At 66.0% G+C, this 21,588-nt stretch carries 21 protein-coding genes; 16 read left to right on the top strand and 5 right to left on the bottom strand.

Going from position 1 to position 21,588, the window contains the following annotated elements:
• Nucleotides 1-169: 169 nt before the first annotated feature.
• Both TO66_RS26820 and TO66_RS26825 read right to left on the bottom strand, forming a co-directional pair.
• Nucleotides 170-526: a BON domain-containing protein gene (locus TO66_RS26820; RefSeq protein ID WP_044465108.1), complete on the bottom strand. Its 357-nt coding sequence runs from the start codon at nt 524-526 to the stop codon at nt 170-172.
• Nucleotides 527-782: 256 nt separating this feature from the next.
• Nucleotides 783-1,199, bottom strand: a complete 417-nt coding sequence (locus TO66_RS26825) for a pilin (protein ID WP_044465109.1) — start codon at nt 1,197-1,199, stop codon at nt 783-785.
• Nucleotides 1,200-1,558: 359 nt separating this feature from the next.
• Here TO66_RS26825 and TO66_RS26830 point away from each other — a divergent pair, with 359 nt between their 5' ends.
• From TO66_RS26830 to yacG, 4 genes are read left to right on the top strand one after another with little or no spacing between them, the layout of a single operon-like run.
• Complete coding sequence (locus TO66_RS26830) at nt 1,559-2,776, top strand: type II secretion system F family protein (protein WP_044465110.1); 1,218 nt, start codon at nt 1,559-1,561, stop codon at nt 2,774-2,776.
• A 2-nt stretch (nt 2,777-2,778) separates the two neighbouring features.
• Nucleotides 2,779-3,651, top strand: coding sequence for an A24 family peptidase (locus TO66_RS26835; RefSeq protein ID WP_044465111.1), 873 nt, complete (start codon nt 2,779-2,781; stop codon nt 3,649-3,651).
• Complete coding sequence (gene coaE, locus TO66_RS26840) at nt 3,648-4,271, top strand: dephospho-CoA kinase (RefSeq protein WP_044465112.1); 624 nt, start codon at nt 3,648-3,650, stop codon at nt 4,269-4,271. The genes TO66_RS26835 and coaE overlap by 4 nt, the downstream gene beginning before the upstream one ends.
• On the top strand, nt 4,268-4,471 hold the full coding sequence (yacG, locus tag TO66_RS26845; protein WP_044465113.1) for a DNA gyrase inhibitor YacG: 204 nt from the start codon (nt 4,268-4,270) through the stop codon (nt 4,469-4,471). The genes coaE and yacG overlap by 4 nt, the downstream gene beginning before the upstream one ends.
• Nucleotides 4,472-4,475: 4 nt before the next feature.
• Here yacG and TO66_RS26850 read toward each other — a convergent pair whose 3' ends face one another.
• The 3 genes from TO66_RS26850 to TO66_RS26860 all read right to left on the bottom strand — a co-directional run bounded on the left by TO66_RS26850 (nt 4,476) and on the right by TO66_RS26860 (nt 5,908).
• A complete protein-coding gene (locus TO66_RS26850) occupies nt 4,476-4,691 on the bottom strand; it encodes a hypothetical protein (protein ID WP_044465114.1) in 216 nt (71 codons plus the stop codon).
• 63 nt (nt 4,692-4,754) lie between these two features.
• Nucleotides 4,755-5,444: an energy-coupling factor ABC transporter permease gene (locus TO66_RS26855; RefSeq protein ID WP_044465115.1), complete on the bottom strand. Its 690-nt coding sequence runs from the start codon at nt 5,442-5,444 to the stop codon at nt 4,755-4,757.
• A complete protein-coding gene (locus TO66_RS26860) occupies nt 5,441-5,908 on the bottom strand; it encodes a hypothetical protein (RefSeq protein WP_044465116.1) in 468 nt (155 codons plus the stop codon). The genes TO66_RS26855 and TO66_RS26860 overlap by 4 nt, the downstream gene beginning before the upstream one ends.
• 402 nt (nt 5,909-6,310) lie before the next feature.
• On the opposite strand from TO66_RS26860, the gene TO66_RS26865 reads away from it, so the two are divergent.
• The 12 genes from TO66_RS26865 (at nt 6,311) to TO66_RS26920 (ending at nt 21,491) form a co-directional block, all read left to right on the top strand.
• Nucleotides 6,311-7,747: an undecaprenyl-phosphate glucose phosphotransferase gene (locus tag TO66_RS26865; protein WP_044465117.1), complete on the top strand. Its 1,437-nt coding sequence runs from the start codon at nt 6,311-6,313 to the stop codon at nt 7,745-7,747.
• Nucleotides 7,747-9,207 carry a mannose-1-phosphate guanylyltransferase/mannose-6-phosphate isomerase gene (locus tag TO66_RS26870; protein ID WP_044465118.1) on the top strand — a complete coding sequence of 487 codons (1,461 nt, stop codon included), beginning with the start codon at nt 7,747-7,749 and terminating at the stop codon, nt 9,205-9,207. Before TO66_RS26865 ends, TO66_RS26870 begins: the two co-directional genes overlap by 1 nt.
• Entirely contained in the window at nt 9,207-10,118 is a 912-nt protein-coding gene (locus TO66_RS26875) for a glycosyltransferase family 2 protein (RefSeq protein ID WP_044465119.1), read from the top strand. Before TO66_RS26870 ends, TO66_RS26875 begins: the two co-directional genes overlap by 1 nt.
• Before the next feature lie 10 nt (nt 10,119-10,128).
• The gene (locus TO66_RS26880) at nt 10,129-10,959 is read left to right on the top strand and encodes a polysaccharide biosynthesis/export family protein (RefSeq protein WP_044465120.1); all 831 of its coding nucleotides are present in this window, start codon (nt 10,129-10,131) and stop codon (nt 10,957-10,959) included.
• A 67-nt stretch (nt 10,960-11,026) separates the two neighbouring features.
• Nucleotides 11,027-13,009, top strand: coding sequence for an exopolysaccharide transport family protein (locus tag TO66_RS26885; protein ID WP_044465121.1), 1,983 nt, complete (start codon nt 11,027-11,029; stop codon nt 13,007-13,009).
• On the top strand, nt 13,009-14,190 hold the full coding sequence (locus tag TO66_RS26890; protein WP_044465122.1) for a glycosyltransferase: 1,182 nt from the start codon (nt 13,009-13,011) through the stop codon (nt 14,188-14,190). Before TO66_RS26885 ends, TO66_RS26890 begins: the two co-directional genes overlap by 1 nt.
• Nucleotides 14,187-15,536: a beta-galactosidase gene (locus tag TO66_RS26895; RefSeq protein ID WP_044465123.1), complete on the top strand. Its 1,350-nt coding sequence runs from the start codon at nt 14,187-14,189 to the stop codon at nt 15,534-15,536. Before TO66_RS26890 ends, TO66_RS26895 begins: the two co-directional genes overlap by 4 nt.
• Before the next feature lie 25 nt (nt 15,537-15,561).
• Nucleotides 15,562-16,776: a glycosyltransferase family 4 protein gene (locus TO66_RS26900; RefSeq protein ID WP_044465124.1), complete on the top strand. Its 1,215-nt coding sequence runs from the start codon at nt 15,562-15,564 to the stop codon at nt 16,774-16,776.
• Nucleotides 16,767-17,870, top strand: a complete 1,104-nt coding sequence (locus TO66_RS26905) for a glycosyltransferase family 1 protein (protein ID WP_044465125.1) — start codon at nt 16,767-16,769, stop codon at nt 17,868-17,870. Before TO66_RS26900 ends, TO66_RS26905 begins: the two co-directional genes overlap by 10 nt.
• A complete protein-coding gene (locus TO66_RS26910) occupies nt 17,870-19,267 on the top strand; it encodes an O-antigen ligase (RefSeq protein WP_044465126.1) in 1,398 nt (465 codons plus the stop codon). Before TO66_RS26905 ends, TO66_RS26910 begins: the two co-directional genes overlap by 1 nt.
• Nucleotides 19,264-20,085, top strand: coding sequence for an acyltransferase (locus TO66_RS26915; protein ID WP_044465127.1), 822 nt, complete (start codon nt 19,264-19,266; stop codon nt 20,083-20,085). The genes TO66_RS26910 and TO66_RS26915 overlap by 4 nt, the downstream gene beginning before the upstream one ends.
• Nucleotides 20,085-21,491 carry a lipid II flippase MurJ gene (locus TO66_RS26920; RefSeq protein ID WP_044465128.1) on the top strand — a complete coding sequence of 469 codons (1,407 nt, stop codon included), beginning with the start codon at nt 20,085-20,087 and terminating at the stop codon, nt 21,489-21,491. The genes TO66_RS26915 and TO66_RS26920 overlap by 1 nt, the downstream gene beginning before the upstream one ends.
• Nucleotides 21,492-21,588 lie beyond the last annotated feature (97 nt).

Consider the following 21,588-nt stretch of genomic DNA (forward strand, 5'->3'; position numbering starts at 1 on the left):
AAACGGGCCGGCATTCGGTCCCCACAACGAAACAGGCCCCGACACACTGTGCCGGGGCCTGTTTCGTTGTTGAAAGTGGCCACATCCCTATGGCCGTTCGCATGAACCTTCAAGGCGCGGCAGGCTCGTCTACCGCGCCTTCTCCCTGTCCAGGCAAGAAGCTTGAGGCTTACTCGGCTTTCAGACCGTCAGCCGATACTGCTTTCACGCCTTTGATTTTCTTGGCGATGTTGACCGCGGTTTGTTTCTGCGACTCGGTCACGGCAGTGGTGGAAGACAGGGAAACCACACCCTTGTTGGTTTCAACCTTGATATCGGTCCCTGGAATGCCTTTTTCAGTGACGAGATCCGCTTTGACTTTGGTGGTGATCCAGGTGTCGGAAGTGGCTTCCTTGGCCTTGGTCACTTCACCCGCCGCGAGCACCATTGGCGCCTGAGTAGCTTGAGTGGTCTGGGCAAATGCAACGTTAGCCATGGTCAGGGTCAGAGCGGTAGCAGTTGCAGCAGCGATAGCGAACTTCTTCATACGAGTAACTCCTGTTCTTCTGGAAGACCTGCGCCATGTCCTGGCAGCAGGGTTACTAGGTAGATTGCAGGCGTTATGCCAAGTTCCGAGAATCAATAAACCCCTTTAATATCAACAAGATACAAAAATCGCGAATTTCCACGATCATGCAAAATGCATGACCGGTGAATAATTTTGCATGCAAGTTGCATTCACCCATGCCCCTAACCTGCTGAATTCCCGGCCTTTTCCCGAACAGCCGGAACGCCTGGCGACCTCAGCTGCCACTGGCGGTACAGCCTTTGGGCGAGTAATCCGCGGGAACCGTGGTGCTGCATACCCAGCCGTCGGCCGTGGTGCGGGTCAGGGTGAGCGTCTTGTTCAGCACCGGGGCCGGCGCGTTGAGGATGGTGCAACCGATCGTCCCGGCACCGGTGGCCGCCGAGCCTGCGGCAGTCAGGGTGCAGTTCGACGTCGCCGCCTTGCCGCCGACCAGCTCCAGGGTCGGGTCGCTGCCCTGGTTGAGCACGTCCTCGAAATTGACCTTCAGCGCCGAGGCCTCGGCCAGCGCCGCGGTGACCTTGGCCCGCGCCTGGTATTTGGAATACAGCGGCATGGCAAAGGTGGCCAGGATGCCAATGATCGCCACGACGACCAGCAATTCGATCAGGGTGAAACCTTTCTGATACTTCATCTATCTGCTCCAGGCAGTGGATATTCGAGGGGAGTCGACGCTCACCACACAGCCATAGCACGGCCTGTGCCAGCCCCCGCGGCCCAGGCCGCACGGGGCTCGAGCGACCTTGGGCCATCGCGGGTGAGCGCCAGGAGTCGCACTATCTGACACTTTTTGTCAGCCAAGTGCCCCAGGCCAGCCGTCATCGCGGGCTACGCTGTCAAGCGACACCCGACGCCACAACGACCCAGGACAAGGAACGTATCGGGCTATTCAAACTCTATGGACCGGCCACCGCGCCCCGCGCGGTGGCCCATTGGGCATCACCCAGGGCATTGCCGTCCTGGGGCCTCCACCACTACCCGGGGCTGAACAGCATGGCGGTCAAGGCAGCAAAGGTCAGGGTCTACCTGTGGGAAGGCACCGACAGGCAAGGCCGCAAACTGCGCGGCGAATTGAGCGGCCATACGCCCTCGCTGGTCAGGGCGCAGCTGCGCAAGCAGGGCATCAGCCCGGGCAGGGTCCGCAAGAAAGCCCCTTCCCTGTTCCAGCGCACGCCCCCCGTAAAGGCACGCGACATCAGCCTGTTCACCCGCCAACTGGCGACCCTGGTCAAGGCAGGCGTACCGCTGCTGCAAGCCTTCGACATCATTGCCGAGGGCTTCGACAACCCGAACATGCGCAAGCTGATGGAAGAGCTGAAACAGGACATCGCCGCCGGCAGCAGCTTCACCAGCGCCCTGCGCAAGCGCCCGCGGTATTTCGACGAGCTGTATTGCAGCCTGGTGGATGCGGGGGAGCAGGCCGGCGCCCTGGAAACCCTGCTGGAGCGGGTAGCGACCTACAAGGAAAAAAGCGAAAACCTCAAGACCCGGATCCGCAAGGCCATGACCTATCCGCTGGCGGTGATCGGCGTGGCGCTGGTGGTCACCGGCATCCTGCTGGTCAAGGTGGTGCCGCAATTCCAGGCGATGTTCTCGGGCTTCGGCGCGCAGTTGCCGGTGTTTACCCAACTGGTGATCGCCCTTTCGGTATTCGTGCAGCAATGGGGATGGCTGCTGGCGGGCGGCCTGGTCGCCAGCATCCTGGGGCTGCGCCACGCCAATAGGCGCTCGCCGCGTTTTCGCCAGTGGCTGGATGCCCTCCTGCTGAAGCTGCCGGTGATCGCGCCGCTGGTGCACAAGTCTGCGGTGGCGCGCTACGCCCGCACCCTGTCCACCACCTTCGCCGCTGGAGTACCGCTGGTGGAGGCCCTGGGCTCGGTGGCCGGTGCCACGGGCAACCAGGTGTTCAAGCAGGCGGTGAACCGGATCAGGCAGGAAGTGGCGACCGGCATGCAACTGCACTTCGCCATGCGCACCAGCGGCGTGTTTCCCGGCATGGCCGTCCAGATGACCGCCATCGGCGAAGAGTCGGGCGCCCTGGACGCCATGCTGGACAAGGTCGCGATCCACTACGAGGACGAGGTCGACACCCTGGTCGATACCCTCGGCAGTCTCATGGAGCCCGCGATCATGGTAGTTTTGGGCACCCTCGTCGGCGGCCTGGTGGTCGCCATGTACTTACCCATCTTCCAACTCGGCACAGCGATCTGAACATGTCATTGAGTGAAGTCCTGGCCAGCGCCCCGCTGGTCTTCGTGTTATCGACGCTGGTCCTGGGCCTGATCGTCGGCAGCTTCCTCAATGTGCTGGTCTGGCGCCTGCCGAAGATGCTCGACCAGGACTGGCGCGCCCAGGCCCGCGAGATCCTCGGGCTGCCCGCCGAACCGGCCGGGCCGACCTACAACCTGCTGCTCCCCCACTCCCAATGCCCGCATTGCGCGCACCCGATCCGCCCCTGGGAAAACATCCCGCTGCTCAGCTACCTGCTGCTGCGCGGCCGCTGCTCCGCCTGCAAGGGCCCGATCGGCCGGCGCTACCCGCTGGTGGAGCTGGCCTGCGGCCTGGGCTCGGCGTTGGTGGCCTGGCATTTCGGTTTCGGCTGGCAGGCCGGGCTGATGCTGTTCCTGAGCTGGGGCCTGCTGGCGATGAGCCTGATCGATGCCGATCATCAACTGTTGCCGGACGTGCTGGTGCTGCCCCTGTTGTGGCTGGGCCTGATCGTCAATGGCTTCGCGCTGTTCGTCAGCCTGCACGACGCGCTGTGGGGCGCCGTGGCCGGCTACCTGTGCCTGTGGTCGGTGTACTGGGTGTTCAAGCTGCTGACCGGCAAGGAAGGGATCGGCCACGGCGATTTCAAGCTGCTGGCGCTGCTTGGCGCCTGGGGCGGCTGGCAGATTCTGCCGCTGACACTGCTGCTGGCCTCGCTGACAGGCGCGCTGATGGGGGTGATCATGCTGCGGCGGCAGCGGGCGCAGATGTCCACGCCCATTCCTTTCGGTCCCTTTCTGGCCATCGCCGGCTGGATTGCCTTGCTCTGGGGTGGTCAAATAACCGACCTCTATTTGCAGTTTGTCGGTTTCAGATGACCAAGCCTGTTCTCAAACCCTGGATTCTCGGCCTTACCGGCGGTATCGGCAGTGGCAAAAGCGCCGCCGCCCAGCACTTCATCGACCTGGGTATCCATGTAGTGGATGCCGATCACGCGGCCCGCTGGGTGGTAGAGCCCGGCCGGCCGGCCCTGGCACGTATCGCCGAACACTTCGGCGACAGCGTGCTGTTGGCCGACGGCCAACTGGACCGCGCCGCGCTGCGCCAGTTGATCTTCGAGGTCCCGCAACAGCGCCTCTGGCTCGAAGCCCTGCTGCATCCGCTGATTGCCGAGGAAATCGTCGCGCACCTGGCTCGCGCCGAGTCGCCCTACGCGATCCTGGTGTCACCGCTGCTGATCGAATCCGGGCAATCGACGATGACCGAGCGGATCCTGGTCATCGATGTGCCGCAATCCGTGCAGATCGAGCGCACCCTGCGCCGCGACGGGATCAGCGAGCAGCAGTTGCAGGCGATTCTCAAGGCCCAGGCGAGCCGCGAGGAACGCCTGCGCCATGCCGACGATGTGCTGGTCAACGACCGCGACCTCGCCTGGCTGCACAGCGAGGTCGAACGCCTGCATCACTTTTACCTTACCTTGCGTGGAGGCCAGTCATGAGCCAACCCCTGACCGTGGAATGTCCAACCTGCGGTGCGCCCGTGGAATGGACCGCGAGCAACGTCAACCGTCCGTTCTGCTCGGACCGCTGCAAACTGATCGACCTCGGCGCCTGGGCGGCCGAAGAACACAAGATCCCGGTCGGCCCGGACGCCGAGGACGAGTTGTTTTCCGACGATCTGCCGCCCCGTTCCCACTGAGCCGTCAAGGCCTCATGAACGGGTAGTCCTGCGTGTCGTCGAGGTTCTCCGCGAGAAACTGCAACTCGTCCGCCAGATCCTCGGCGTCGCGCACCCGCCGGCTTTCCTGCACCACCGCGCTGAGCAGGGCGCGCAGGCTCAAGCCCGGCTCGAAACCTTCCGCCTGCGCGGTATCCAGGCTGTTACGCAGTTCCTGGCGCGCCCACTCGTACACACTCATGCCCATGCTCCCAAAGGTTTTGCCAGAGCATGAACCGCGTCTGCGGAAGGTATTTGACCTGGGTCAAGAACGCGGGTCGTCGTCCTTCCAGGGCGCCGACAGGTAGCGGGTGCGGTTGAAGGTTTCCAGCCACTCGGGGCAGAACACCACCAACGCGCTGACCACCATGCCGTTGATAAAGGCCTCGGGGAAGATGATCAGCCACAGGTAGCCGATGAAGTCCTCCAGCCACTCCGGCATGGCAAAACGTCCGTCGAACCACAGCAGGCCCAGGCCGACCAGCAGGCACAACAGGGCCGACAATGCGGCGGCAAAAAAGCCGGAGCAGAAGATGTACACAAACGGGTTACGCGGCTGCGCACGCTCCACCAGGATCGCGCAGCCTTCGGTGACCAGCACCGGCAGCAGGATCAGCAAGGCGCCGTTGATACCGACCGCCGCCAGGTCCTGGCGCCCCAGGGCGACCAGCCCCAGTTGCGCCACCAGCCCGCCGACGATCGCCAGGGGCCAGTCCAGCAACAGGGTCACCGCCGTCATGCCGATGAAGTGATAGGACACGCCGGTATCGAAGTCGCGGCGCACCAGCCACAGCATGAACAGCGCGAACACCGTGCCGAACAGCAAATGCTGGCGCCGGCTGTCGCTGAACAGCTCGACCCAGGGCGAGCGCCAGGCCGCCCAGAGCAGCACGGGGGCATAGATCAGCCAGCCGACGCCCAGGGTGAGCGGCGACAGCAGCTCGGCGCCGATCATGGTCGCACCTGCTCCAACGCCTCACGCAGCTCGGCGGCGCTGGCGTATTCCCGCCGCGCCACCAGCCGGCCCTCGTCGAGCTGCAGCCACAGGACCTTATCCACCGCCCCGACGTAGCGCGGCGCTACCCGCCCGTCGCGGTCGAGCATCACCCGATAGGGGTAATCGCGCATCGCCGGCACCGCGAACATTCGGGCGATCAGCGCCGGCATACGCTGGATATCGGCGACGAATACCGTGCGCCGGTCCTCCAGGTAGCCCCTGGGCCGATCCTGCAAGGCCGCGTTGACCAGTTTCGCCCCCTCCATGCTGCGCGCCACCAACAGCGTCCGCGCCTGCCCATCGAGGCTGTAGGCCTGGTCGTACTGATCGAGCAGGGTCCAGGGTGCTAGCCGCTCGCCCACTTCGACCGCCTGCGCCAGCAACGGCAGCAACCCCAGCACCAGCCATGACCAATACCTCACCGCATCTCCCCTCTTTCCTCGATTAATCGGCAGCGGCCAGTCTACACCGCCCGGTCATGAGTGCCGGAGCGACGCCGTCCGTCAGCCCGCTGCCAGTGGGCAATTTGCCTTCATGGCCCGTGGCGCCGGGCTCAATAGCCAACTTCATGACGCACACCCCGCCTTCCGTTCGTCTTGAACCGCACAAAACGTCAAAAAAGCGATTAATAATGAGTACTCGAAACTAAAATCACAAAAAATAGTCAATTACTTGACCATTAAACCTCACAAATAGTATCTTTTTGCCACTATTGGCGACAAAAAACAGGCTTTCCTGTCACCAAACTTGGCTTTTCAACCCTGCCTCTGTAGCGGCTTTCTCTTTGACAGAGCTGGGTTTTTACCTGGCAGCGATGGGACTCGATGCTTAAGAAATCAATCGACAGCAGGTTTCTGACCCGAACCGGATTCATGGAACTCTTCATCGCCGGGGTCAAGCTGACGCACGCGCTGTCCGCGGCCCTGCCCGGTATCCTGCTGTTCCTCAGCGCCGAATCGGCCAGCACAGACCTGTTGCCCACGGTGCTGGGCCTGCTGCTGTTCTTTGCCGTGATCACCGTCATCCTGTTCCAGGCCCAGGGGGTCTACTCCGAGGAGTTCTTCAGCAATCGCCTGCGTTTTCGCACCATGCTGGTGGCCTGGACGTCCGCGTTCTGCATCCTGCTCGTCATGTACCAGGGGCTGCGCCTGCTGCCGGTGTTCAGCCTGTCGGACCTGTTCCTGTGGTTCGGCGTCGGCCTGGTGCTGTTCGGCATCGAACGCCTGTTGCTGCTGCGCCTGTTCCACTCCTGGATGGCCAGCGGCAAATACCTGCAACGCACGGTGATCCTCGGCTTCAGCGAAAGCGCGCTGTACCTCGCCGAACACATGCAGCGCCATGGCGACATCCGTTCCGGGCTGATCGGCTTCATCGACGATCGCAGCGAGCGGGTGCCCGCGGAGTTCTGCGACCTGCCTTTCCTGGGCAATACCCGCAACCTGGAAGAATTGATCCGCGGCGAACAGGTCGACCAGGTGCTGATCGCCCTGCCCTGGGCCGCCCACGCGCGCATCGGCGAATTCGTCCAGCGCCTGCGCCAGCTGTCGGTGAACGTCGCCCTGGTGCCCGATCCGACGACCCTGCGCTTCGGCCATAACCGCATGACCGACGTCGGCGGCATCCTGATGTTCAACACCTCGGAGCTGCCGCTGCGTGGCTGGTCGCCGCTGATCAAGCGCTGCGAGGACATCGTGCTCGCCCTGCTGGGCCTGATCCTGTTTTCCCCGGTGCTGCTGGCCACCGCGGTGGCGGTCAAGCTCGACTCCCGCGGCCCGGTGCTGTTCCGGCAGAAGCGCTATGGCTACAACGACCGGCTGATCCGTGTGTTCAAGTTCCGCTCAATGTATGTCGAGCAGGCGGACCTCAACGCCGAGCAACAGACCACCCGCGAAGATCCGCGGATCACCCGGGTCGGGCGCTTCATCCGCAAGACCAGCATCGATGAGCTGCCGCAGCTGTTCAACGTGCTGCAGGGCAACATGTCGATCGTCGGCCCGCGTCCGCACGCGACCGCCACCAAGGCGGCGGGCGTGCCCTTCGAGCAGGCCGTGCGCGAATACAGCTCGCGCCATCGGGTCAAGCCGGGCATTACCGGCTGGGCGCAGATCAATGGCTACCGCGGCGAAACCGACACCCTGCAGAAAATCCGCAAACGCGTGGAGTACGACCTCGACTACATCTCCAAGTGGTCGGTCTGGCTGGATCTGTACATCGTTTTCATGACGGTTCCGGCCGTCCTCTCGACGAAGGAAGTCTATTGATGAGCGCATTCGCTGGATTGATCCCATGCATAATTTCCGGCGGTTCGGGCTCGCGCCTGTGGCCCGTCTCCCGGCAGAACATGCCCAAGCCGTTCATCCGCATGCGCGATGGCCAGAGCCTTCTGCAAAAGACCTTCCTGCGCGCCGCCAGCCTGCCGGACGTCGGCTGCGTGGTCACGGTGACCAACCGCGACCTGCTGTTCCGTTCGCTGGACGAATACCGCGCCGTCAACCCGCACCAGCTGGGCCTGGACCTGCTGCTCGAACCGTTCGGGCGCAATACCGCCGTGGCCATCGCCGTGGCGGCCCTGCATGTGCGCGAGCATTGGGGCGACCAGGCGCAGTTGCTGATCCTGCCGGCCGACCACCTGATCCTCGACCAGGACGCCTTCGCCGACGCCGTGGACAAGGCCCGCGGCCTGGCTGCCGCCGGTTACCTGGCGACCTTCGGCATCCAGCCCGACAAACCCGAAACCGGCTTTGGCTACATCGAGCAGGGCCTGGCGCTGCAACAGGGCTTCCAGGTCGCGCGCTTCGTCGAGAAGCCCGACCTGGTCACCGCCCAGGCCTACCTCGACGGCGGCAGGCACCTGTGGAACGCGGGCATGTTCTGCTTCCGTGCCGACACCCTGCTGCAGGAACTGACGCTGCACGCCCCCGAGGTGCTCGCCGCCGCCCGCGCCTGCCTGGAGCAAGGCTCGAGCCTGGACAACCCGAACTGCCGCCAGCGCGAGCTCGACGCCGGCAGCCTGGGCACGGCCCCGGACATTTCCATCGACGTGGCCCTGATGGAGCGCTCCGAACGGGTCGCCGTGGTGCCTTGCTCGATCGGCTGGAGCGACATCGGTTCCTGGGACGCGCTACGCCAGCTGACCCCGAGCGACGAAGCCGGCAACCAGGTCAATGGCCAGGCCGTCCTGCATGACGTGAACAACTGCTACATCGATTCGCCCAAGCGCGTCCTGGGCGCCGTGGGCGTCAGCGACCTGATCATCGTCGACACCCCGGACGCGCTGCTGGTGGCCGATGCCACGCGGACCCAGGACGTGCGCCATATCGTCACCGAACTCAAGCGCCTCGGGCACAGCGCCTACAGCCTGCACCGCACGGTGACCCGGCCCTGGGGCACCTACACCGTGCTCGAGGAAAGCAGCCGCTTCAAGATCAAGCGCATCATGGTCAAGCCCGGCGAGGCGCTGTCGCTGCAGATGCACCACCACCGCAGCGAGCACTGGATCGTGGTCAGCGGCGCGGCCCTGATCACCAACGGCGACCAGGAATTCCTGCTCAACAGCAACGAGTCGACCTACATCCCCGCCGGCCACAAACATCGCCTGAGCAACCCCGGGATCATCGACCTGGTGATGATCGAGGTGCAAAGCGGCGAGTACCTGGGCGAAGACGACATCGTGCGTTTCGAGGATGTCTACGGGCGCGCCCCGGCGCAGGTGAAAGCCTGATGAAAACCGCCCTGATCATTCCGGCCCGCAACGCCGGGCCGCACCTCGACCGGCTGCTGCCGGCACTGGCCGCGCAGACCCTGCAACCGGACAGCGTGCTGGTGGTCGACAGCAGCTCGACGGACGACACCGTCAGCCGCTTCCGCCAGTTCGGCGCCCGGGTGGAGGTCATTGCCGCCCAGCAGTTCAACCACGGCGGCACCCGGCGCTGGGCCAGCGAACAGGTGGATGCGCAGGCGCTGATCCTGCTGACCCAGGACGCGATTCCGGCCACGCCCGAGACCTTCGCCAACCTGATCCGCGAGCTGGAAGAAGACCCACGGATCGGCGTCGCCTATGGCCGGCAGTTGCCCCACCCCGGCGCCGGGATCCTCGAGGCGCAGTCGCGTCACTTCAACTATGGCGCGCAGAGCCGCAGCAAAAGCCTGGCCGATGCCACGGAACTGGGGATCAAGACCTGCTTCAGCTCGGACTCGTTCGCCGTCTACCGGCGCAGCGCCCTGCAAGCGGTGGGCGGCTTTCCCGAGGACGTCATCGGCAGCGAGGACGCCCATGTCGCCGCGCGCATGCTGCTCGACGGCTACCTGGTGCGCTATGCCGCCAGCGCCTGCGTGCAGCACTCGCACCACTACAACCTGATGCAGGAATTCCGCCGCTATTTCGATATCGGCGTCTTCTATGGCCGCGAGCCATGGATTCGCCAGGCGTTCGGCGCCGCCGGCGGAGAAGGCAAGCGTTATGTCCAGGCCGAGCTGCGGGCCCTGCGGGCCGCCGGCCAGTTGCAACGCGTGCCCGAAGTGCTGCTGCGCAGCGCCCTGAAACTGCTGGGCTACCGCCTCGGCCATGCCGAACAGCACCTGCCGACACCGCTCAAGCGCCGCTTGAGCATGTTTTCCAACTACTGGACCTGAGCTGTCGACGATGACTATTAACCGACGTTCCCGACTCTGTCTGTTGAGCATCCTGGCCGCCTCCCTGTGGCTGGGCGGCTGCTCGACGCCCGCCCATATCGCCCTGCCCGACAGCGACACCCTCAAGGAGCGCCACGCGGCGGCCCTGACCCTGGCCGACCTGCCGCCGGCCCAGGTGCTGGTCCAGACCGGCGATACCCTGCGCATCGTGCGCGATGCCCAGGAGCCGGCCAGCTCCGACGAGATGACCCTGTTCGTGGTGCGTCCGGACGGTTTCATCTCGATGCCCGGCATTGGCCGGATCAAGGCCGCGCAGCTGACCCCGGAAGACCTGGGCAAGACCATCACCGAACGCTACACGCGCATCTATCGCGAGCCGCAAGTGACGGTGAACATCGCCATCGCCCCGAGCAACCGGGTGTTCATCGGCGGCGCCGTGGCCAATCCGTCGTTCTTCAACCTGGCCGGCACCGTGTCGGTGGAACAGGCGGTGCTCAGCTCCGGCGGCGTGCTGCCGTCGGCCGACAGCTCCAACGTCGCCCTGCTGCGCACCGGCCCCGACGGCAAGTACAAGATGTACTTCGTCGATCTCGCCAACATGCTCGGCAACCCCAACCACCCGCTGGTCGCGCTGCAACGCGGCGACCTGATCTACGTGCCGCAATCGCGGATCGGCAGCACGGTGGAAGCGGTGGACATGTACTTCACCAAGCTGTTCCCGATCAACAAGGGCATCGGGGTCGGTTTCAACTACGACCTCAACAGCCAGGACGTGAAAAACAGCGGCAACACCATCAACAACTTCACCAGCAGTTCCACCGGCACCGGAACCGGACGGTAAACAGGATCGATTCGTTTGATCGGCCTCCACCAGCCATGGCTTCACGTACTCTCAACGGAGTGATCCTGTGATCGAAATACGTTCTCTGCGCGACCTGTTGCGCCTGTTCTTCATTTTCCGCCGCGAGTTCAAGCTGGCGGTCGTCACCACCATCGTGGTCGCGGTACTCGGCGCCTTCCTGCTGCCGACACGCTACGAGTCGGACGCGCGCCTGCTGGTCAAGCCCGGCCGCGACAACACCACGGTGCCGATCGAGGCTGGCAACCGGCAGACGCTGATCGCGCCCAGCACCCAGCACGACCCGATCGTCGACGAGGAAAAAATGCTCACCGGCCGGCCCATCGTGCACAAGGTCGCCGAGCGTTACCTGGAGCTGAGCGCGGCCGCCGAGCCCCAGGGCTTCTGGAAGACCCTCAAGTTCTACGTCAAGAAAGCCATGGGCACGGCGATCGACGCCCTGCGCAGCCTGCTGCAACTGGTCGGCCTGGCGGAACCGCAAAGCCCGCAGGACCGCCTGGCCAGCCGCCTGGAGAAGAACTTCCAGGCCAGCCATGAACCGGGCTCCTCGGTGATCGACATCAGCTTTACCTGGGACGATCCGGAAATCGCCCAGCAAGTGGTGAAGATCTGGGTCGACGCCTACCTCGAAGACCGCGCCCGGGTGCTCGGGCGCAAGAGCCTCTATGCCTTCTACGAGAGCGAGGGCAATAAGGTGGCGGCGCAGATCCTCAGCCTCAAGGAGCAGCTGCAGGGCCGTCTGAAGCAGATCGATTCGATCAGCGTCACCGCGCGCCTGGAAAACCTCACCAGCCAGATCGACCGGCTGACCGATGCGCGGGTCGACGCGCAGAACCAACTGTCGGGGATCGGCAGCTTCCTGGCCAACGCCCGCCAGCAGATCCAGGATCAGCCCGGCGAAGTGGTGACCAGCCGCGAGACCAGCCTCAACCCGACCCAGCTCGACCTCAAGCGCCAGCTCAACACCCTGCAGGTCGAGCGGGCGCGCCTGTTGCGCACGTATTTGCCCGAGGCGCCGGCGGTCAAGCAGATCGAGCAGAACATCCGCGACCTGCAAGCCCTGAGCGAGCAGGAGACGACCCGCCTGGAACGCTCGAAGAACACCGCCCCCAACAGCCTGGTGATCAACGTCAAGCAGCAGGTCATCGATGCCCAGTTGCAACAGCGCAAACTCACCGGCCAGATCGAGGACTACGACAAGAACCTCGCCGCGCTGCGCGCCGAGCGTGACCGGGTGCTGGGCGACGAGCCTGAGCTCAACCGCCTGACCCAGCAACTGCGCACCGCGGAAAAGAGCTATGCGCTGTACTCGGAAAACCTGGAACAGGCGCGGATCGACCATGAGCTCGACAGCAGCCAGATCAGCAATATCGCGATCATCGAACACGCCACCTTCAACCCGTCGCGGGTCTTCCCCAAGAGCCTGCTGATCCTGTTGTTCGCCATTCCCGCCGGGATCGCCGTGGGGCTGCTGACAATCTATGTCTGCTACCTGCTGGACCAGCGCATCCACGACGGCGCACGCCTGCCGGAACTGTTCCAGGCGCCGCTGTGGGGCAGCGTGCCGGACCTCGACGACGCCACGCCCGAAGCCATGACCGCGAGCCTCTACCGGCTCTACAGCCTGCTGCCCCTGGACCGCATCGAGAGCCAGGGCCTGACCCTGAGCCTGACCTCAGCGCGCCAGGGCGAAGGCGTGAGCTTCATCCTCGAGCGCCTGGGCCGCCTGCTGGAGGAGCGTGGCCATCGGGTCCGCCTCGACGGTGACGCCGCCGCACAGCCCGGCGAAGTCCTGCTGCTGGACGCCTCGCCGCTGCTGTCGAACCCGCAAGCGTTCCTGACCCTGCGCCGCGCCGACCTGATCGCCCTGGTGATCGAGGCCCGGACCAGTACCGTACCGATGATCGAGAACGCCCTGTCGCTGCTTACCACGGCCTTTGGCAAGGTCGACGGCCTGATCCTCAACCGGCGCCGCTTCGAAGTCCCGGCACGGCTGCTGGAGCGGATCAACAGCTGGCGCGGGGCGGCCTGATGCGTATCGTCCTGCTGGCCCCGCTGCCGCCGGAACAGACCGGCATCGCCGACTATGCCGCGCACTTCAGCAATGCGCTGCGCGCCCTGGGCATCGAGGTGCTGACGCCTCTGGCCGGCTGCCAGGACCCGGCGCAACAGCTGGCGCGCCTGCGGGCCTTCGACTGGAGCGGTGTCGACCTGGTGCACGCCGAACTCGGCGGCGGACGCTTCGGCGAGTTCCAGGCGCTGGACTACCTGAGCGCCGAACAGCCGCAGATCCCCCGTACCGCCACCGTGCATGACCCGGAGCGCCTGGTCTGGCGGCGGGCCCGGCTGTTCTGGCCGCTGACCCTGCTGGAGCGCCTGCCGCACCCGCTGCCGCAAGCGGCGGCGCTGCTCGCCGACCCGCTGACCCTGCACGAGGAACGGCGCCTGGCCCGTGGCATGCAGCGGCTGATTACCCTGACCCGGCTGGGCGGCGACTGCCTGCGCCAGCGCATGGGCCTGCCGCCACGGCAAGTGGCGGTGATCGCCCACGGCAACCTGCCGATCGCGCCCGCGCAATTGCCGCCGCTGGCGCCGTTGCGCCTGCTGTACTTCGGCTTCATCTACCGCGGCAAGGGCATCGAGGATCTACTCGAAGCCCTGACCCGCACCCTGGCCGCCCACCCCCAATGCCGCAGCCAGGTGCGCCTGACCCTGGCCGGCGGCACGGCGCCGGAAATGACCTTCGACCCGGCCGGCAACTACCTCGACGGCCTGCACCAGCGCATCCGCGAACTGCAACTGGAGGACCTGGTGGACTGGCGCCTGGACCTGCCGTCCGCGGAAATCGCCGGCACCATCCAGGACCACCATGTGATGGTGCTGCCCTACCGCGAATCGAAAAAACTCGCCTGGCTCGGCCAGATGCGCGGCACCAGCGGCGCCCTGTCGTGGGCCAATGCCTGCGGGCGCGGGGTGGTGACCTCCAATGCCCGGGCCTTTGCCGAAGAGGTCGCCAGCGGCAACGGCGTGACCTACGAGCAAGGCGATGTCCAGGCGCTGAGCGAACACCTGGGCCGCCTGCTGCTGCAACCCTCGCTGGCCCTGCAATGGGCCGCGCAGGCCAGCGAAGTGGGTAAACAACGCGAGTGGAGCGCCACCGCGCAACGTTTCGCCGATCTGTTCAATAAAGTGTGCAAGGAGCGGTCGTCATGAAGCCTCGACTACATCTGCAACGTCGTCCCCTATGGCGCGGTCTGTCGCTGGCGGCTGCGCTGGCGGTGGGCGGCGCGTTGCTGCTCAGCGAGCAGGTCGACGCCACGCCGATCAACCTGGCCCCCCAGCGCACCCTGGAATGGAAGGATTACCTGGGGGTCAACGCGCATTTCCTGTGGTTCACTCCCGAGCAGTACCGCAAGCAGATCGCCGCCTACAAACGGCTCGGCCTGCAGTGGGTGCGGGTCGACCTGCACTGGGACCGGCTGGAACCCACCGAGGAGGGCTACCAGCTCAGCACCCTGGACGAGCTGGACCGGACCCTGACAGAGTCGAAGCTCAAGTCGCTGTTCTACCTCGTGGGCTCGGCGCCGTTCGTGACCACCGCGCCCAAGGGCGGGCCCTACCAGGATCAGTACCCGCCACGCGATCCGAAGGTCTTCGCCACGCGCATGGCGATGCTCGCCACACGCTACCCGAACATCGACGCCTGGCAGGTGTGGAACGAACAGAACATCCCCAACAACTGGCGGCCGAAACCCGATGCCAAGGGCTACGGCGAACTGCTGCTGGCGACCCACCAGGCCCTGAACCAGGTGGCGCCGGGCAAGACCCAGGTCATGGGCGGCATGGCCTACTACAGCCAGATGCCGACCCATCGCAACGCGTTGATGTTCGAAAAGCTCGGCGAGCTGGGCGTGCAGAGCCTGGGCATGGTCGCCGCCTATCACCCGTATTCGGAGCTTCCGGAAACCGACGAGCCGGGCAAGAACGAAGTCCTGCTGCGCGGCAAGCAGCTCAACGACATGCTGCACGGCGCCAGCCTGAAAAGGGTCTGGGCCACGGAATGGGGCTGGTCGAGCTACGCCGGGCCCAAGGAGATGCAGCGGCTGATCGGCGTCGACGGCCAGGCCGACTACACCCTGCGGCGCCTGGCGCTGATGAGCGACCAGGACTATGAGCGGATCTTTCTCTTCGCCCTCTCCGACCTCGATTCGCGCGCCTCGGCCCGCGACCAGCACTATGGGCTGCTGGACCTCAACGGCGAACCCAAGCCGGTGTACAAGGCGCTCGCGCGGTTTCTCGAGATCACCGGCGCGCGCCTCGAACCCGGCAAGACCCCGGCGCTGGAAAACCTGCCCGACACCTTCTACAGCGTGTCCTGGACCCGCGACGACGGTAAGCGCCTGCTGATGTTCTGGAGTGCCAAGGGCGGGACCATCCGCCTGCCCCAGGTGCACCAGGCCGAGCTGTACGACCCGCTGACCGGCGGCCGTGAAAGCCTCAGCGCCGCGGATGGCATCCAGCCGGCGGTGAAGTCGTCCCTGCAGATTCTCGTGTGGTGAGCAACCTCGATATGGAATGCCGTGCATGAAGATTCTCTGGATTCTCCCCTACCTGCCCTGGCCCATGACCAGCGGCGGCAAGACCCGGCAGTTCCACCTGCTGCGGACCTTGAGCGAGCGCGGGCACCGCATCACCTTGCTGGTGCAGTCCAAGACCGAGGCCGACGCCGCCACCCGCGCCGCCCTCGAGCCCTGGCTCGAACGCCTGATTGTGGTGCCGCGGCGGCCGCTGAAGCACCCGCTCACGGTACTCGCCGGGCTGTTCGCACCCTGGCCGCTGCTGACCACGGTCAATGGCGTGTCACGGCCGTTGCGCCGGCAGTTCGAACAGCTGCTGAGCGAACCCTGGGACGTGATCCAGGTCGAGCACAGCTACAGCCTGCAACCCTATCTGCCAGTGTTGCAGCGGGCCGGACGCGACTTCGTGCTGACCGAACACAACCTCGAATCCAGCCTCGGCGGCGCGACCTACGACCGTTTCCCGGCCTGGGCCAGCCTCTTCGTGCGCTACGACCAGTGGCGCTGCCGGCAGTGGGAGCGCAAGGCGTTCGACGCGGCCCGGCAGGTGGTGGCGGTGACCGAGACCGATGCCCGGGCCATGCGCCAATTGACCCGCACCCCGGTCGAAGTGGTAGTCAACGGCGTCGACAGCCGCAGCTTCGCCGAGGTGACGGCCGACCCGCAGGGCCAGCGCGTGCTGTTTGTCGGCAACTACGAATACGCGCCGAACCTGGACGCCGTGCAGTGGCTGCTCGACGAAATCTTCCCGCAGGTCTGGCGCCATTGCCCCGACGCACGCCTGGCGGTGGCCGGCTATGGCCTGCCGGCCAGCTGGGCCGAACGCTGGAGCGACAGCCGGATCGAATGGGTCGGCTTCGTCCCCGATCTGCCCCGGCTGCAACGCCGCTGCGCCCTGTTCGTCGCGCCGTTGCGCCAGGGTGGCGGCTCCAAGCTCAAGGTGCTGGAGGCCATGGCCGCCGGCCTGCCGTTGGTCAGCACCGGGCAAGGCGCCTCGGGCCTGGCCGTCCGCGACGGCGAACACTATCTGGCGGGCGACGATGCCCAGGCCCTGGCCGCTGCGCTGGTCCGCCTGCTGCTCGAACCGGCCCTGGCCGCCCGGCTGGCCGCCGCGGCCCGCCTGTATGCCCGCCAGCATCACGACTGGGCCGTGGCCGGCGACGAGCTGGAACAGATCTACCGCACACTGCCTTTCACACAGGAGCATCCCGCATGCGTGTAGCCCTCGATTATCGTGCGGCCACGGTCGCGCCCTCCTCCGGAATCGCCCGCCAGGTCAAGGCCCTGGAACAGGCCCTGCGCGCACGCACCGACACCGAACTGCTGCTGGTCAGCGAAGCGCCGCTGGAACATGTCCAGCGCCAGAGCGCGCTCTGCCCACCGTGGCCGAGCCCCCTCGATGGCGTGCAACGCCCCGGCGTGCGCCTGCGTTTCGAGCGCAAGTTCCTGCCGGCGATCCTGCGCGAGCAGTCGGTCGACCTGTACATCGCCACCGCCAACATGGGCCTGCCCATCGGCCACAAGCCGGCGGGCACGCGCTATGTGCTGATCCTGCATGACCTGTTCCAGCTGACCCAGCGCAACTTCCACCGCTCGCGGCTCAAGGCCCTGGCCTATCGGCTGATCGACGCCGTGTCGATCGCCTGGTCGATCTGGGTCGCCGACGAGGTCTGGTGCCCGTCGCGGTTTTCCTGCCGTGAAGCGGCCCGGCTGTTCCCCTGGGCGCGTCCGAAATTCTTCGTGCTGAACAACCTGGTGCCGGAATTCCAGGGCCCGCCGGGCCCACGGCCGGAGGGCCTGCCCGAACGCTACTGGCTGGCCGTCGGCACCCGCGAGCCGCGCAAGAACATGCCGTTCTTCATCGAGCAGTGGCAGCGTTGCCGCACCGAGAACGCAGACGTGCCGGAGCTGGTCCTGGTCGGGCACGCCAGCGACCTGCCGGCGCACCTGGGCAACCTGCCCGGCCTGCATTGGGTCAATGGCGTCAGCGACGAGCAGTTGCAGGTGCTGTACCAGCACGCCGACTGCCTGTGGCAGCCCTCCTATGCCGAAGGTTTCGGCCTGCCGGTGGTCGAGGCGCTGGGGCAAGGCACACCGGTCGCGGTGGCCCGCGGCTCGGCCCTCGACGAGGTCGCGCCGCCCAGCGCGCGACGCTTCGATGCCCGTGACCGCGCCAGCCTGCGCAGCGCCCTGATCGAGCAGGCGCAAGCCAGCGACCGGCCCGCCCCGGACACCCTGCGCGAATGGGCCCGGCAATTCGCCGAGCCGGCTTATCGCCAGCGTCTCGACACCTTGCTCACAGGGCTCTTTCACTGATGCTGCCGGGAAAATTCATCGGCCTGGCCCTGGGGCTGATCTTCGGGGTCCTGCTGTGGGCGCTGCCGCCGGCCAAGGTCATCTTCGTGGTGATCGGCCTGGCCGTGACCCTGACCCTGGTCCGCAAGCCGCTGTGGGGCCTGCTGATCTTCGCCGTGCTGGCCACCAGCATTCCCTACACCACGCTGCAACTGGGCATTCGCACCACCGTCAGCGAGGCGGTGCTGGGCCTGACCTGGGTCGGGGTGTTCTGGCAGTCGTTCATCGGCAAGACCCGCAACCTGATGCTCTGGCGCCCCACCGAGCGGGCGCTGGTCTGGCTGATGCTGTTCAGCGCCATTCCCTTCGTCTGGGGCATGCTGATCATCCACGCCGAGGGCAACGGCCCGGTGAACTGGGTGCGCTGGTTGATGAACCTGTCGCTGCTGTTCATGGTGCCGCTGCTGCTGCGCACCGACGCCGACCGCGACAAGCTGGTGATCGCCCTGCTGCTGGGCAACCTGCTGATGCTGCTGCTGTCGATCGGCATGTTCCTCAAGTCGCGCAACGCGATGTCGATGATCCCGATCCTCACCGACCTCAAGTACGCCCACCCGGAAGCGGTGCAGGATATTTTCTCCGCCAACTACCAGCGCATGGCGTCGCCCTGGGTCCACCCCAACCTCACCGGCGGCGTGCTGGTGCTGTTCATTCCGCTGGCGCTGCTCTACGGCTGGACGCAAAAAGGCGCGCGCCGCGCCCTGGGGCTGGCGGTGGCGATCCTGGGATGCGCGGGGCTGCTGCTGAGCATTTCCCGCGGGGCGATCCTGGCCCTGGCCCTGGTGCTGGTCTGGCTGGCCTACAAGCGCGTGCCCTACAGCGGCCGGATCATCGGCCTGGGCGCGGCCTTCGCGGTGGCCCTGGTGATGTTCTACCCGCCGCTGCAGGAACGCCTGATGACCATGTTCTCGGCGACCAACGCCAGTACCGAGGTGCGTTTCGACGAGTACGCGAAATTCCCCGAGGCGATGCTGCGCTACCCGCTGGGCATCGGCTTCAAGATCGATCCGCCGGTGCCGGGCAGCGGCCTGCCGGGGATCTCCAACCTGTGGCTGAACTTCATCTACAAGATCGGCATCCCGGGCATGCTGCTGTTCATCACCGTCACCCTGCTGTGGTGGCGCGAGGTGCGACCGCTGGCGTCGATCCGCCGGGTGACCGCGGACAACGCCTTGTGGCTGGGCTGCATCTGCGGCCTGCTGGCGGCGCTGCTGACCGGGCTGTTCGACCACTACTTCAGTTTCACCTTCGTGCTGATCGGTCTGTTCTGGCTGTTGATGGGCATGAGCCTGCAACAGGTCCGGTTGCGCCCGGCCATCACCCGTCCCCTCATCGACCCCAAGGAAAGCCACGCATGAAACACCGTATTTTCCATTCCACGGATCTGCCGGAACGCCTGCCTGCCCTGGCCGGGGAGCTGGGAGTCAGCCACGACGAATTGCTCGAGGCCTATGGCTGGGGGCTGAACAACGACGTGCTGTTCGTCGAGGGCGATGGCGAGCAGGCGCGCTACAGCATCTGCGCGGTGGACATCGAACCGATCATCGAGCATCCCCTCGCCCGGCGTCTGTTCGGCCGCTTGAAAAAGGACATCCCCACCACCCTGGTGCCGCGCTACGGCAAGAACCTGGCCACCCTCAAGGACCGCTGGCTGCGAGCCTGGGAGCAGGCCTACAACATCCTGATCAACAAGATCCCCAGCCACCACGTGCGCCTCGCCTGGCTGCGCCTGGGCGGGGCGAAGATCGGCAAGGGCTCGAGCATCTGGCGCAACACTGAAGTGCTGGGCGTGGAGAACCTGGTGATCGGCGACGACAGCGTGATCGCCTGGCACTGCCAGGTGGATGCCCGGGCCGGGCTGATCATCGGCGATCACGTGACGATCGCCTCGCACGTGCTGATTCTCGCCGGCGGCCACGACCCGATGAGCCCCGAGTTCTGGTCGGTGTCCGCGCCCGTCTACATCGATGACTACGCCTGGATCGCCACCCGGGCGCTGATCGCCCATGGCTCGCATATCGGCCGCGGCGCGGTGGTGACCGCCAACACCGTGGTGGCCAAGACCGTCGCCCCCTACAAGATCATCGGCGGCAGCGGCGCCAAGCCCATGGGCGAACGTCCGCACGAGCTGAACTACAAGGTGGGTGGCAAAGGCCTGTTCACCCTGTTCTATTGATGCTCGGCAGCACACTGCTGCTGACCCTGGCGACGCTCGCCGGGCTGGTCGCCGGCTTCGCCCGCGAATGGCTGCTGGTGGCGGCCTGGGGCGCGGGAAGCCGCAGCGACGCGTTCCTGGTCGCGGTGTTCATTCCCGAAGCCCTGCGCATGACCCTGGCGGCCGGCATCCTCGCGGCCGCGGCCCTGCCGCTCTATCAGCAGCGCGCGCCGCAGCGCCAGCAGGCCTGGCTGGCCGGCCTGTGGCCGCGCCTGCTGGGCCTGGGCCTGGGCCTGTACGCCCTGCTGGCCGTGAGCGCGCCGTTGTGGATCCGCCTGATCGGCCCCGGACTCGACCATGAGGCCCAGGCCGAGGCCGCCAGTAACCTGCGCAGCCTGGCCGCGTGCATTCCCGGCCTGCTCCTGCACGCGCTGTTCAGCATCCCGCTGCATGCCCGGCAACGCTTCGTGCTGCCGGGGCTCGGCTCGCTGCTGTTCAACCTGCCGCCGGTGCTTTATCTGTTTTTCTACGGCCAGGCGAGCCGTGGCTCTGGCCTTTCGCTGGCGTTTTTTCTCGGCAGCCTGCTGATGTGCCTGTCGCTGGTGCCGGCGATCTGGCAATCCGGCTGGCGCCCCTGGCAGGTCCGTGGGGATGCCGGCGCGGGACGGGAATTGCTCGTGCGCCTCGGCCCGCTGCTGACCAGCAACCTCGCCAGCCAGGGCCTGGCGCTGGTGGAGCGCCTGGTCGCCAGCTACCTGGGCGAAGGCGTGGTGACCTGGGTCAACCTGGCACGCAAGCTGATCAACCTGCCGTTGATTGCCCTGATGAGCCTGAACCAGGTCCTGCTCGGCCTGATGAGCGGCAAATCCGGCGACCAGCGCCTGGGGCTGCTGCATCGCGGGCTCGACGCCGCGACCCTGTTGAGCCTGCCGGCCGCGTTCGGCCTGGTCGGCGCCAGCCCGGCGCTGATCCACTGGCTGCTGCCCGCGCAAAGCGCCGACGGCCCGCTGCCCGCGCTGCTGGGCTGGTTCGCCGTGTCCCTGGTGTTCGGCGCCTGGAACGCCATGCTCGCGCGTTACGCCTATGCCGCGGGCGATACCCGCACGCCGTTGAATTGCGAACTGCTCGGCAGCCTGCTCAACGCCCTGCTGCTGGCCGGCCTGCCGCTGCTTCTGGGGTTGACCGCGATCCCCCTGGCCGCCCTGGGCGGCGTGATCCTGACCAACCTGCTGCTGATGCAGCGCCAGCAGTTGCTCGACCTCATCGCTTGGCCGCTGCGTTGGGCCTTGAGCGCGGTGCTGCTGGCCACGGCCGCCCTGTTGTTGCATCCGCTGCCGAACGTCTGGCTGCAACTGGGCCTCAGCACCCTGGCCGGGTTGCTCCTGCTGGTGGCCCTGGGGCTGTGGCTCAAGCCCTGGCGAACCTGACGGCAGGCACACGGGGGTTGACCTGATGTCACACTTATCCGCTATAAGTGCAGTCGGCCCGCCGGCCCGCCCGGTGAATTTCTAGGATCCGCGTTTG

Origin of the sequence: Pseudomonas sp. MRSN 12121 (genome assembly GCF_000931465.1) — a bacterium.
Lineage (GTDB): Bacteria > Pseudomonadota > Gammaproteobacteria > Pseudomonadales > Pseudomonadaceae > Aquipseudomonas.

Coding starts and splice junctions, on each gene's coding strand:
- TO66_RS26820 (WP_044465108.1), bottom strand. CDS start 526: ATGAAGAAGTTCGCTATCGCTGCTGCAACTGCTACCGCTCTGACCCTG.
- TO66_RS26825 (WP_044465109.1), bottom strand. CDS start 1,199: ATGAAGTATCAGAAAGGTTTCACCCTGATCGAATTGCTGGTCGTCGTG.
- TO66_RS26830 (WP_044465110.1), top strand. CDS start 1,559: ATGGCGGTCAAGGCAGCAAAGGTCAGGGTCTACCTGTGGGAAGGCACC.
- TO66_RS26835 (WP_044465111.1), top strand. CDS start 2,779: ATGTCATTGAGTGAAGTCCTGGCCAGCGCCCCGCTGGTCTTCGTGTTA.
- coaE (WP_044465112.1), top strand. CDS start 3,648: ATGACCAAGCCTGTTCTCAAACCCTGGATTCTCGGCCTTACCGGCGGT.
- yacG (WP_044465113.1), top strand. CDS start 4,268: ATGAGCCAACCCCTGACCGTGGAATGTCCAACCTGCGGTGCGCCCGTG.
- TO66_RS26850 (WP_044465114.1), bottom strand. CDS start 4,691: ATGAGTGTGTACGAGTGGGCGCGCCAGGAACTGCGTAACAGCCTGGAT.
- TO66_RS26855 (WP_044465115.1), bottom strand. CDS start 5,444: ATGATCGGCGCCGAGCTGCTGTCGCCGCTCACCCTGGGCGTCGGCTGG.
- TO66_RS26865 (WP_044465117.1), top strand. CDS start 6,311: ATGCTTAAGAAATCAATCGACAGCAGGTTTCTGACCCGAACCGGATTC.
- TO66_RS26870 (WP_044465118.1), top strand. CDS start 7,747: ATGAGCGCATTCGCTGGATTGATCCCATGCATAATTTCCGGCGGTTCG.
- TO66_RS26875 (WP_044465119.1), top strand. CDS start 9,207: ATGAAAACCGCCCTGATCATTCCGGCCCGCAACGCCGGGCCGCACCTC.
- TO66_RS26880 (WP_044465120.1), top strand. CDS start 10,129: ATGACTATTAACCGACGTTCCCGACTCTGTCTGTTGAGCATCCTGGCC.
- TO66_RS26890 (WP_044465122.1), top strand. CDS start 13,009: ATGCGTATCGTCCTGCTGGCCCCGCTGCCGCCGGAACAGACCGGCATC.
- TO66_RS26895 (WP_044465123.1), top strand. CDS start 14,187: ATGAAGCCTCGACTACATCTGCAACGTCGTCCCCTATGGCGCGGTCTG.
- TO66_RS26900 (WP_044465124.1), top strand. CDS start 15,562: ATGAAGATTCTCTGGATTCTCCCCTACCTGCCCTGGCCCATGACCAGC.
- TO66_RS26905 (WP_044465125.1), top strand. CDS start 16,767: ATGCGTGTAGCCCTCGATTATCGTGCGGCCACGGTCGCGCCCTCCTCC.
- TO66_RS26910 (WP_044465126.1), top strand. CDS start 17,870: ATGCTGCCGGGAAAATTCATCGGCCTGGCCCTGGGGCTGATCTTCGGG.
- TO66_RS26915 (WP_044465127.1), top strand. CDS start 19,264: ATGAAACACCGTATTTTCCATTCCACGGATCTGCCGGAACGCCTGCCT.
- TO66_RS26920 (WP_044465128.1), top strand. CDS start 20,085: ATGCTCGGCAGCACACTGCTGCTGACCCTGGCGACGCTCGCCGGGCTG.